9 protein-coding genes are annotated in these 11,145 nt (G+C 67.7%); 4 read left to right on the forward strand and 5 right to left on the reverse strand.

Annotation, left to right across the window (positions count from 1 at the left end; translation table 11 throughout):
• Positions 1–25: 25 nt before the first annotated feature.
• Together D7S89_RS21560 and D7S89_RS21565 are read right to left on the reverse strand one after the other, a co-directional pair.
• Positions 26–3,517: an FtsK/SpoIIIE family DNA translocase gene (locus D7S89_RS21560; protein WP_121280891.1), complete on the reverse strand. Its 3,492-nt coding sequence runs from the start codon at positions 3,515–3,517 to the stop codon at positions 26–28.
• A gap of 48 nt (positions 3,518–3,565) precedes the next feature.
• Complete coding sequence (locus D7S89_RS21565) at positions 3,566–4,105, reverse strand: META domain-containing protein (protein WP_121280892.1); 540 nt, start codon at positions 4,103–4,105, stop codon at positions 3,566–3,568.
• 166 nt (positions 4,106–4,271) lie between these two features.
• Here D7S89_RS21565 and purT point away from each other — a divergent pair, with 166 nt between their 5' ends.
• From purT to D7S89_RS21580, 3 genes are all read left to right on the forward strand, one after another.
• Entirely contained in the window at positions 4,272–5,486 is a 1,215-nt protein-coding gene (purT, locus tag D7S89_RS21570) for a formate-dependent phosphoribosylglycinamide formyltransferase (RefSeq protein ID WP_121280893.1), read from the forward strand.
• A 24-nt stretch (positions 5,487–5,510) separates the two neighbouring features.
• On the forward strand, positions 5,511–5,726 hold the full coding sequence (locus D7S89_RS21575; protein WP_121280894.1) for a DUF6726 family protein: 216 nt from the start codon (positions 5,511–5,513) through the stop codon (positions 5,724–5,726).
• A 274-nt stretch (positions 5,727–6,000) separates the two neighbouring features.
• Positions 6,001–7,455, forward strand: coding sequence for a DEAD/DEAH box helicase (locus D7S89_RS21580; RefSeq protein ID WP_121280931.1), 1,455 nt, complete (start codon positions 6,001–6,003; stop codon positions 7,453–7,455).
• 117 nt (positions 7,456–7,572) lie between these two features.
• On the opposite strand, the gene D7S89_RS21585 is transcribed toward D7S89_RS21580, so the two are convergent.
• Positions 7,573–8,094 carry an Lrp/AsnC family transcriptional regulator gene (locus D7S89_RS21585; protein ID WP_121280895.1) on the reverse strand — a complete coding sequence of 174 codons (522 nt, stop codon included), beginning with the start codon at positions 8,092–8,094 and terminating at the stop codon, positions 7,573–7,575.
• A gap of 184 nt (positions 8,095–8,278) precedes the next feature.
• Between D7S89_RS21585 and D7S89_RS21590 the strand changes: the two genes are divergently transcribed.
• Positions 8,279–9,295 (forward strand): 1-aminocyclopropane-1-carboxylate deaminase, encoded by a 1,017-nt coding sequence (locus D7S89_RS21590; RefSeq protein ID WP_121280932.1) that lies wholly within the window; start codon positions 8,279–8,281, stop codon positions 9,293–9,295.
• 14 nt (positions 9,296–9,309) lie between these two features.
• On the opposite strand, the gene gluQRS is transcribed toward D7S89_RS21590, so the two are convergent.
• On the reverse strand, positions 9,310–10,206 hold the full coding sequence (gene gluQRS / locus D7S89_RS21595) for a tRNA glutamyl-Q(34) synthetase GluQRS (protein ID WP_121280933.1): 897 nt from the start codon (positions 10,204–10,206) through the stop codon (positions 9,310–9,312).
• A 40-nt stretch (positions 10,207–10,246) separates the two neighbouring features.
• Positions 10,247–11,128 (reverse strand): sulfurtransferase, encoded by an 882-nt coding sequence (locus D7S89_RS21600; protein WP_121280896.1) that lies wholly within the window; start codon positions 11,126–11,128, stop codon positions 10,247–10,249.
• Positions 11,129–11,145 lie beyond the last annotated feature (17 nt).

The raw sequence follows: 11,145 nt of genomic DNA on the forward strand, positions 1-11,145 counted from the left end.
TGCCCCGCCGCGCACACCGTTCGCGTCACTGCTCAGGGCCTGGCGGTGCCAGCACCTCGCGCGTGCCGTTGATGCCCATCGACGAGACGAGCCCGGCGGCTTCCATCTGCTCGACGAGCCGCGCCGCACGGTTGTAGCCGATGCGCAGCTGCCGCTGCACGGCCGAAATCGAGGCGCGGCGCGTGCGCACGACGAACGCGACGGCCTCGTCGTATAGCGGGTCGGCTTCGGCGTCGGGCGCATCGCCGAACAGATCCTGCGCCGCGCCTTCGCCGGCGGGACCGTCGAGGATGCCTTCTTCGTACTGCGGCTCGCCGAACTGCTTCAGATGCTCGACGATGCGATGCACTTCTTCGTCGGCGACGAACGCGCCGTGTATGCGCTGCGGGTAGCCTGTGCCGGGTGGCAGAAACAGCATGTCGCCCTGACCCAGCAGCGATTCGGCGCCCATCTGGTCGAGGATCGTGCGCGAATCGATCTTCGACGACACCTGGAAGGCCACGCGCGTCGGGATGTTCGCCTTGATGAGCCCCGTGATGACATCGACGGATGGACGCTGCGTCGCGAGAATCAAATGGATGCCGGCCGCTCTGGCCTTTTGCGCGAGCCGCGCGATGAGCTCTTCGATCTTCTTGCCCGCGACCATCATCAGGTCGGCGAGTTCGTCGATGACGACGACGATGAGCGGCAGCGTCGAGAGCGGCTCGGGCGCTTCGGGCGTCAGCGAGAACGGGTTCGTGAGTTTCTTTTCGGCCGCTTCGGCGTCGCGCACCTTCTGATTGAAGCCGGCCAGATTGCGTACGCCGACGGCCGACATCAGCCGATAGCGCTTCTCCATCTCGCCGACGCACCAGTTCAGCGCGTTGGCGGCCAGCTTCATGTCGGTGACGACGGGCGCGAGCAGATGCGGGATGCCTTCATAGACCGACAGCTCGAGCATCTTCGGATCGATCATGATGAGCCGGACGTCTTCGGGCTTGGCCTTGAACAGCAGCGAGACGATCATCGCGTTGATCGCGACCGACTTGCCCGAGCCCGTCGTCCCGGCGACGAGCATGTGCGGTGCCTTGGCCAGATCGGTCACGATGGGGTTGCCCGTGATGTCCTTGCCCATCGCGAGCGTCAGGTGTGATCGCGAGTGGCGGTAGACGTCGGCCGCCAGGATCTCGGAGAGGCGAATCGTCTGCCGTTTGGCATTGGGGAGCTCGAGACCCATGCAGGTCTTGCCCGGGATCGTCTCGACCACGCGGATCGACGTGAGGCCGAGGCCGCGCGAAAGATCCTTCATGAGGTTGACGATCTGGCTGCCGCGCACGCCGAGCGCGGGTTCGACCTCGAAGCGCGTAATCACGGGGCCGGCCGAGGCGCCGACCACCGTCACGGGCACCTTGAACTCCTGCAGCCGCTGCTCGATCAGTTGCCCGGTCTGGGCGAGCTGTTCCTCTGGGATCGGTTCGCAATCCGGCGAAGGTTGTTCCAGCAGATCGAGCGTCGGCAGTTCGACGGGCGAGGCGGACGGTGCATGGAAAGCGAATTCGGTCGGTGCATGGCCGCGCAACGTGCCGCGCGCCTCCGGTTCGGCCTCGGGGGGAGCGGGTGGGGCGCTCGGGGTCGTTTGGGCTGTGGTGTCTGCCGTGTCGGGCGTCGGCACCGTTCCGATCTCGGCAACGGGCGTTTCGATGTGCGCAGGAGCGACCGGTTGCATCGACGGGACTGCGGCGGGTACTACTGCAGTGGGGACAACTGCCACGGCAGGGGAGGGCGTCGTCGGCAACGGCGCACTCGCGGCGGGCGCAAGTGGCGCCGCCGACGGTATGTGCGCTGGTTCTTCTGCCGTTTGCGGCGCGCTCACGAATTCGATCAGCACGGAGGCTGGGTCCGGGCGCGGAGGCCAGGTTGCCGTGGGCGTCGCGGGTTCGTGGGCGGCTGTGGCGGTGGCCGATGCGGCGGGCACGGACGTGGCTATTTGGACTGGCGTGTCAGCTGGCGCGGCGGCTATCGGCGCTGGTGCTGGTGCGGCCGGATGATGGTCGGCCATGGGCGAAGAAGTCGGCAATGCGGGCGACGCATCGTCGTCGCCGTCGTCCGGATCGAGTGTCGCCCCCTGCGCAGCGACGTGCGTCGCTTCTTCGGCATCGGCTTCGATTGCCGCCTCCGCTGAGGGCGCAATCGCAACCGGCTCGGCGGGTTCTGGCGCAGTGTCGTTCAGCCAGGGTGCTTGGTCGGCGGGCGCCGCGATGTCCACCTTCGCGGCGTTTTCCTCGACCGCGTCGCCCGCGTGCGTCCCGACAGCATCGAATGCCGCTGCGTCGTCTGCTTCCACAGGCTGTGCGCTTTCGATCGCAGCGGGCAGCGGCGCGTGATCGTCGTCGAGCATGACGAAGGACGGCAGCGATTCGACCGCTGGTGTATCGCCGGCAGTGGCGCCCGTCGTGGCTGCAGCGGTGGCCGATACCGCTTCGACAGGCTGCACATGCTGCGTTTGGCTCGCCGCCACCAGCGCTTGCGGTACCGATGTGCCGCGCCGCGCAAGGCTCACGCCGGCCAGCGCGGTCCATTGTGCGGTGTTGGCTTCGATGGCGCGCAGCGTTTCCTGCACGCTGGTGGGCGGCGTGACGTGCGAGGCCGGCACGGGTGCGATGACGGGCGCGCTCGGCAGACGTGCTCCGCGCACCGTGACGCTCGAGGCCGGCGACTGGGCATGCGGAACATAAGGCCGGCTCGGCGATGGCGCGGGCTTCACGGGTTGGACGCCCGCCGGGCGCGACGGCATCGGCGAACGGGCTGGCTCCGCGGCTGCGGTCCGGGTGTCCTGCGTCGCGCGCGGCGCGGCGAAACCGGATGCCGGTGCATTGCTCGTCCGCCGCGCTGGCGCCGCCGCGGGCGGCACGTAGGCTTGGCGGGTAATGGGGTTCGCGGACGCGATGGGGGCGGCAGGGGCAGCGGGCGCAGCGTCGGCGGCCTTCGCCGACGTCCCTCGCGACACGGCAGGCGGGCGCCAGACGGTCGGCCGCGCGTAGCGGCCCGTCGTCTTGGGGGCCATCGGGTTGCCGGTCGTCGTGCGCGCCGGTGCAAGCGCGGCGGGGGCGCGCGCACGGGTATCGTCGTCGCGGCTGCCGCTGACGCTGTTTGCCTTCGGGACACTCGGGCCGATGCCGAGACCGAGCCCGAATGCGCGGTCGGCCCAATGCAGCGCGTCGCGCCAGCGGAAGTCGACGAGCCAAGGCAGGCTCGTGAGCCACAGGGCCAGCATCACGAGCGCGCTGCCGAGGCGCCCGAGCACGCCGCTCGTCATCGTCAGCAGCGCGGCGCCGAGTCCATTGCTCGATGTATGCCCCAGCGCGGCTTCGAGCGTGGTGCTCGCGGCGAGCACGCACGCGAAGCCGAGCCACAGTCGAATCGTGCCCGGGCCGCGCAGACCTGCGCCGCCGGGCAGCGCCGCTTTCACGAGGCGCCACAGGAGGGGAATGAACCAGACGGCCGAGACGCCGAACCAGCCGAGAACTACCGTATGCATGCTTTACAAGGCGTCTTGGTTAGGGTGTTGCAGGGTATGGGTGCGCGTTCATTGCGTGGCGCGCGCAAAATGCAGCGTCGCGCCGTCGCTCGTCACGATGTCCAGTTGCTGCGGCTCGCGCATCTGCACGCCGACCTTGCCGATGTGCGCGAGCGCATCGAGATAGGCGCGCTCGAGCTCGTTTCTCGTGCCGGTGCATGCCATGCGCGTGGCCATCAGCGGGCCCATCGACAGCTTGCCGCTCTTCAATTGGTATGCACCGCCGAAGCGGTTGCAGCCCGCGTAGCCGCTCGCGCGGCGCTCGCCCGTGGCGGTCGAGAGCGCGAGCGTGAGGGCGCCTTGCGCGTCGGCAGCGGGCACCGTGCGCGCTTGCCCGTTCGCGTCTTGCCAGCTCGCGAGCACCCAGCTCGTATCGTCGAGCAGTTGCGTCGCGGCGGGATTGAACGGATCGCTGGGCGGCGCTTCCGAATCGGGATGCGTCGGCATCGCGCAGGCGCTGATCAGCAGGGCGACGGCGAGTGCAGCGCCGCACGCTGCCACGCGCCGATGCAAGGCCGCACGCTGCGGGGCGACGGACGGATTCGACATGCGTTGTTCCTTGTTGCTCGATCACGGAAGGCGTAAGGGTAACGCACTCCGCTTGCCGGACGCGAGCGGCATGCGCATCGTTCGTTTGGCATAGCGTCCGGCTCTGGGCTGCGTGCTAGCATCGCGCCTTCTTTTTACTTCCAACTTCTGATAACGGGGCAACGTCATGCAGATCGGTCAACGGATCGGCACACCGCTCACACCCTCGGCCACGCGCGTGATGCTGCTGGGCTCGGGCGAGCTCGGCAAGGAAATCGTCATCGCGCTTCAGCGGCTCGGCGTCGAGGTCATCGCCGTCGATCGGTATCCGAACGCGCCGGCCCACCAGGTCGCGCACCGTGCGCATACGATCGACATGACCGATCGCGCTGCCATTGCCGCGCTCGTCGCCGCCGAGAAGCCGCACCTGATCGTGCCCGAGATCGAGGCGATCGCCACCGATGCGCTCGCCGAGATCGAAGCCGCGGGTCTTGCCGAAGTCATTCCGACCGCACGCGCCACGCAGCTCACGATGAACCGGGAGGGCATTCGCCGTCTGGCCGCCGAGACGCTGAACCTGCCGACGTCGCCGTATGCGTTCGCCGAATCGTTCGACGAATTCAAGGCCGCGGTCGCCCGCATCGGCTATCCGTGCGTCGTCAAGCCCGTGATGTCGTCGTCGGGCAAGGGGCAGTCCGTCATCGAGCGCGAGGCCGACATCGACGCCGCGTGGCAGTACGCGACGGCCGGTGCGCGCGTGAACGTGGGGCGCGTCATCGTCGAAGGGTTCATCCGCTTCGATTACGAAATCACGCTCCTGACCGTGCGCGCCGTCGATCCGGTGAGCGGTCGGGTGCAGACCTCGTTCTGCGAACCGATCGGCCACCTGCAAGTCGCCGGCGATTACGTGCAGTCGTGGCAGCCGCAGCCGATGTCGGCGCTCGCGCTCGAACGTTCGCGCGAGATCGCGCACCAGGTCACGTCGGCCCTCGGCGGGCGCGGCGTATTCGGCGTCGAGCTGTTCGTGCGGGGCGACGAGGTGTGGTTCTCGGAAGTGAGCCCTCGTCCCCATGACACCGGCCTCGTCACGCTGCGCTCTCAGCGGCTGTCCGAATTCGACCTGCACGCGCGTGCGATTTTGGGCTTGCCCGTCGATACGTCGCTGCTGGCGCCGGGCGCCTCGGCGGTCATTTATGGCGGCCTCGAGGAGGCGGGCATAGCGTTCGAGGGGGTGCGCGAGGCGCTGGCGGTGCCTTGCGCCGACGTGCGGCTGTTCGGCAAGCCTGAGAGCTTCAAAAAACGCCGCATGGGCGTAGCGGTGGCGACGGGCAGCGATATCGAGCAAGCGCGCGAGCGCGCGCTGGCCGCGGCGGCGGCCGTGCGGCCCGTGTCGACGCGCTGAGCGCAACGCAAAGGGAGCGAAGCGATGAGCGAACAGTTGGCGAGCCGTACCTGTAAGGCTCGCAGGGCGGCGCGGCTCGCGCTGGCGTTGACGGCGCTCGCCGCCGTGCTCGGCGTCAGCGGTTGCGGTGTGGCGGCGGCCCCCTGCCGGGTGGCCTCTGCGGGCCTCAAGATGGTGCCGCTCGTCGGCCATGTGGCGGCGGCGCCGACCGACGCATGCGCCGACGTCATCGATCCCTAAAGCCGCCGAGCCGCATGATGCCTGCGTGTGCGCCGCCTCACGCAGGCACGGTCCGTGCGGTCTCGCAGTGCTACAATACCGGCCTTTGTTGGCGGCGCATGAGCCGCCTTACGCCGGCCACGCGTTGCGCGCGCGGCATGGCAGGTCCTTCCGCGCATCTTGCGGGGTCCCAGGCTTTCGAGCCTTCCTGTCGATGCCTTTGTGCGCCGCGCCGGTGCTGCTGCCCGCGCGAACGACGCGACGCCCTAGCGGCGCACTTTTAGCGAACGCCACCATGTCTGATCCTGCTGTCACGCCCACCATCGCGAGCTTCGAGCAATTCGGCCTTGCCGCCGACATCCTGAAAGCCATCGCGGAGCAGGGCTATACCAAGCCGACCCCGATCCAGGCGCAGGCGATCCCGGTCGTCCTGTCCGGCCGCGATGTCATGGGCGCCGCCCAGACGGGCACCGGCAAGACGGCCAGCTTCTCGCTGCCGATCATCCAGCGTCTGCTGCCGCAAGCGAACACGAGTGCTTCGCCGGCACGGCACCCGGTACGCGCCCTGATCCTCACGCCGACGCGCGAGCTGGCCGACCAGGTCGCCGCGAACGTGCAGTCGTATGGGAAACACACGGCGCTCCGAAGCGCGGTGGTGTTCGGCGGCGTCGACATGAACCCGCAATCGGCCGAGCTGCGCCGTGGCGTCGAGATCCTGATCGCCACACCGGGGCGTCTGCTCGACCATGTCCAGCAAAAGACCACGAACCTCGGACAGGTCCAGATCCTCGTGCTCGACGAGGCCGACCGCATGCTCGACATGGGCTTCCTGCCCGACTTGCAGCGCATCCTGAACCTGCTGCCGAAGGAGCGTCAGACGTTGCTGTTCTCGGCGACGTTCTCGCCCGAGATCAAGAAGCTCGCTTCGACCTACCTGCGCAATCCGCAGACGATCGAGGTCGCGCGCAGCAACTCGACGGCTGCCAACGTCACGCAGATCGTCTATGAGGTGGCCGAAGGCGACAAGCAGGGCGCCGTCGTGCAGCTGATCCGCGAGCGCGGCCTCAAACAGGTGATCGTGTTCTGCAACAGCAAGATCGGCGCGGGGCGCCTTGCGCGTCAGCTCGAGCGCGACGGCGTGGTGGCATCGGCCATTCACGGCGACAAGTCGCAGAGCGAGCGCATGCAGGCGCTCGACGCGTTCAAGCGCGGCGAGATCGAAGCACTGGTCGCGACCGACGTGGCCGCGCGCGGACTCGATATCGCCGAGCTGCCGGCCGTGATCAACTTCGATTTGCCGTTCAATGCGGAAGACTACGTGCACCGTATCGGCCGCACGGGACGTGCGGGCGCATCGGGCGACGCGCTGTCGCTGTGCAGCCACAACGAGCGCAAGCAACTGGCCGACATCGAAAAACTGATCAAGCGGCCGCTCGACGTGCAGCAATTGGTAGTCGATTCGCCGGCGCGCCAACACCGCGATGAGCGCGGCCGCCGCGATCGCGACGAACGCGCTGGCGGGCGTCGCCGGGTGGGCAGCTACGAGCGCACGCCGCATCGTGCGCCGCATGCGCCGATCGACGACTTTTTCCTGAAGCCGTACGAGCCGTCGCCGTCGGCGCGCAAGCACGACGAGCCGCAACAGTCCGAAACCGTGCCGGCCAAGCCGGCGTCGAAGCAGCCGCTGGCGGCGCTGCTCGGCGGCTTCGGCATGCCGCGCCGCAATTCGACGCCGTCGTCTTCTTCGTAAGCCTCCTTCCGCCCGTATCAGGCGAAGGCGCGCCACAAGCCGGTGCGCCTCGCCCGATCGCTGCTGGTCAAGCGCACGCCACGTGCTCGGCCCGTGCCTCGCATCGCGCCGAGCCCGCTAAAGCGGCAGTTCGGTCGTCGACAGAATTTCCTTCAGCACCATGAACGTGCGGATCTGCCGTACGCCCGGCAGATACAGCAACTGTTCGGCATGCAGCCGGTTGAAGCTGTCGCTGTCGCGCGTGCGCACGAGCATGAAGTAGTCGAATTCGCCCGTGACCACGTGGCATTCCATGCAGCCCGAGACGGTGCGCGCCGCCGCTTCGAACGCGGCGAACGCCTCGGGCGTCGAGCGATCGAGCACGATGCCGATCACGACGAGCATGCCCGCGCCGAGCGCTTTCGGTTCGAGCAGCGCGACTACACCGCGAATCAATCCCATCTGCTTGAGCCGCTCCACGCGCCGCAGACACGCCGGCGCGCTGAGCTTCACCTTGCCCGCCAGATCGACGTTGGAGATCGACGCGTCGTGCTGAAGCTGCTTGAGAATCGCGCGGTCGATGCGATCGAGCTGTGCGGGCGATGCGGCGGCGGTTTCAGCGCGATTATCGCGGCGCGTGCGTAATTTTGTTGCGCACATGAGCGTATCGATGAACGTTCGTTAATCGGAGTGACGTCGAGATCGAGCAAAATTACGCCACGCTATTTTGTTTCGCAAGCTCATTTCGTCTCCGATTTTCTATCATTTTCTCGTCGCATCCCGTTGCTCGGGGCTGGCGCGAGAGGCGCCGCCGAGCGCCTTCGTCGTCTACCCGGAGCCCGTCATGAATCTCGAGCGATTCCCGCGTTATCCCCTGACATTTGGTCCCACCCCGATCCAGCCGCTCAAGCGCTTGAGCGCGCATCTGGGCGGCAAGGTCGAGCTCTACGCCAAGCGCGAAGACTGCAATAGCGGGCTCGCGTTCGGCGGCAACAAGACGCGCAAGCTCGAATACCTCGTGCCCGACGCGCTCGCGCAAGGATGCGACACGCTCGTGTCGATCGGCGGAATTCAGTCGAACCAGACGCGGCAGGTCGCGGCCGTGGCCGCGCATCTCGGCATGAAGTGCGTGCTCGTGCAGGAGAATTGGGTCAACTATCACGATTGCGTCTATGACCGCGTCGGCAACATCGAGCTGTCGCGCATCCTGGGCGCCGACGTGCGGCTCGTGCCGGATGGCTTCGACATCGGCATTCGCCGCAGCTGGCAGGACGCGATCGACAGCGTGCACGCGGCCGGCGGCAAACCGTACGCGATCCCGGCCGGCTGTTCCGAGCATCGGCTGGGTGGGCTCGGCTTCGTCGGCTTTGCGCAGGAGGTGCGCCAGCAGGAAGCCGAGCTCGGTTTTCGCTTCGACTACATCGTCGTGTGTTCGGTGACGGGCAGCACGCAGGCGGGGATGATCGTAGGCTTTGCGGCCGACGGGCGCGCCGAGCGCGTGATCGGGATCGACGCCTCGGCCAAGCCCGATGCCACGCGTGCGCAAATTGCGCACATCGCCGCGAGCACGGCCGAGCTGGTCGGGCTCGGGCGCACGATCGACGAATGCGAGGTCGTGCTCGATACACGCTACGGTGGCCCTGAATACGGACTGCCGAACGAAGGCACGCTCGAGGCGATCCGGCTGTGCGCGCGGCTCGAAGGCATGCTGACGGACCCGGTCTACGAAGGTAAATCGATGCACGGCATGATCGACAAGGTCAGGCTCGGCGAATTTCCGCCCGGCTCGCGCGTGCTGTTCGCGCACCTGGGCGGCGCGCCTGCACTGAGCGCTTATAGCTTCCTCTTTCGTAACGGTTGAGGCCGGCGACCTGCTCAGCGCGCGTGTGGCGCGAAGCGCCTGGCCCAGGCCGCGGTGGCGTCGGCGTAGAACGTCTCGAGCGAGGGATAGGCCGTGTCGCTGCTGGCGAGCGGCAGGCCCAGATGGCGTGCGCAGGCGAGTAAAGCCGGCAGCGGGCGGCTCGCATCGAGTGCCGTCGCGCCCGTTTGCTTGCTCAGTTTCTCGCCGTGCGCATCGAGCACGACGGGGACATGCAAGTAGGCGGGCGTGGGCACGGCAAGGCAGCGCTGCAGGTAGATCTGTCGCGCGGTGGAATCGATGAGGTCGGCGCCGCGCACGACATGCGTGATGCCGGCGTCGGCATCGTCCACGACGACCGCGAGCTGGTACGCCCACTGGCCGTCGGCGCGCTTGAGCACGAAGTCGCCGACTTCGGTGGCGAGATTTTGCGTTTGCCGGCCTTGCCATCGATCCTCGAACGAGACGATGGCCGCGTCGCCATCGGGCACGCGTAGACGCCAGGCGCGTGCGGGCTTGCCGCCGAGACCTTGACGGCATGTGCCGGGATAGGCGAGCGTCGTATGGCGAGCGTGCGCGTGAGCGAGCGAGTCGGCGATTTCCTTGCGCGTGCAGCCGCACGGATAGACTAGCGCGCCGCCTTCGAGCTGTTCGAGCGCCCGCTCGTAGTCGGCCGTGCGCGTGCTCTGCCACACGGGCGGTTCGTCGGGCCGCATGCCGAAGGACTCGAGTGTCGCGAGGATTGCGCGATCGGCGCCGGCGACGGTGCGCGGTCCGTCGATGTCCTCGATGCGCACGAGCCAGACGCCGCCGTGTGCGCGCGCATCGAGATAGCTCGCGAGCGCGCCCACGAGCGAGCCGATATGCAACGGCCCGGTCGGCGACGGCGCGAAGCGGCCGCGATAGCCCGAAATGCCGTGGCGAGCGGCGAGGCCGGCGAGCATGTTGGGCGCGTCAGGCGGCCTGCGCCGTGCGTGCCGTTGGCGCCGAGTCGCGTTGCGGGTGGCAGGCGGGGCAGGTCTTGCCCGGCGTGTAAAGCGGCGAGCGCTGGTCCTCGAGCGTGACGACGGCGCGGCAGCCGAAGCATTGCGTCGTCTCGGTGGGCGCGAGCTGCGGATTCAGCGCGGTGCGGTAGTCGAACACGAAGCACTCGCCGTGATAGTGGGCGCCGCCCACTTCCTCGAAGTATTTGAGGATGCCGCCCTCGAGCTGATACACGTGCTCGATGCCGGCTTCCTTCATGTGGATCGCGGCCTTCTCGCAGCGAATGCCGCCCGTGCAGAACGACACGACGGTTTTGCCCTCGAGCTCGCCGCGATTCGCTTCGACAACGGCCGGAAACTCGCTGAACTTCGTGATGCGGTAGTCGATTGCGTTGTCGAACGTGCCGACGTCGACTTCGAACGCGTTACGCGTATCGAGCATGACGACGGGGCGGCCCGTATCGTCCTGGCCGCAATCGAGCCAACGCTTGAGCGTGGCGGCATCGACGAATGGTGCGCGGCCGAGCTCGGGCTTGATCGCGGGCTTGTTCATCGTGATGATTTCGCGCTTGAGCTTCACGAGCATGCGGCGAAACGGCTGCGTCGGCGAATGGCTGACCTTGAACTGAAGCTGCGCGAATTTGCCCTCGAACAGCGGGTCGTGGCGCAGGTAGTCGATGAATTGGTCGGTCGCGTCGGCCGCGCCGGCGATGAACAGGTTGATGCCCTCGGGCGAGAGCAGGATCGTGCCGCGCAGGCCGAGGGCCACGCAGCGCTCGGTGACGAGCGGACGCCATTCCTGGATGGCCTCGAGCGTGACGAACTGATAGGCGGCGAGATTGACGATACTCATGATGTAATGCGGTCGGC

Source organism: Trinickia fusca, assembly GCF_003628145.1.
Taxonomy (GTDB): Bacteria; Pseudomonadota; Gammaproteobacteria; order Burkholderiales; family Burkholderiaceae; genus Trinickia; species Trinickia fusca.